The 533-nt window shown below is 59.1% G+C and carries 1 protein-coding gene; it reads right to left on the bottom strand.

Features of this window, described 5'->3' with window-relative positions; genetic code table 11:
- Positions 1-287 (bottom strand): PAAR domain-containing protein (locus KHO18_RS28320; protein WP_211944329.1); only part of this gene is annotated, 287 nt, incomplete at its 3' end.
- Positions 288-533: the final 246 nt, after the last annotated feature.

Raw genomic sequence — 533 nt, 5'->3', positions numbered from 1 at the left:
ACCTCCGACGACATCGTGTACTGCGATGCAAACACCCGTGGCTTTTCCTTGCATTGGCAATACACGCGCGCGCCTTCCACCAGCACGGATTTCCCCATGTCGGTCCAGCGTGGATCGCAGTCGTTGTAGACCGGGCCGCCGACCTTGCAGGCGGGGCACGTGCCGTGGTCCCCTTCCAGGCCAAGGCGTTTGCCCATGTTTGTGGAATCGCTGGTGGCGATCAGCCAACCACCAGTGCTGGTGCGGCTCGCGCCATCCAGCATGTGCCGCTTGTCGTTTCGCATCATGATCTCTTCCGTTTATGGCAAGAGCACACAGCATCACGTGATGCGATTTGAGCGGTCTATAGCAGTTTCCTGATTTCGCCGAGCACACGAAGATTTTCCCGCTGCGGGTTCCGAATCGTCGTGGGACTGCAATGGAAATGTGCCGGCGCACAAACAAATAGAGCCGTCCTCAGGACGGCTCTGATTCCCCGCTACTTGGCAATCCACCCGGCCCATCCCGGCAGCTCTATGGCTTGCCGTGGACAT

It is taken from the genome of Cupriavidus campinensis (assembly GCF_905397395.1).
GTDB lineage: Bacteria > Pseudomonadota > Gammaproteobacteria > Burkholderiales > Burkholderiaceae > Cupriavidus > Cupriavidus campinensis.
The sequence above is the reverse complement of the archived record's forward strand: the minus strand, read 5'-3'. Positions and strand labels throughout refer to the sequence as shown.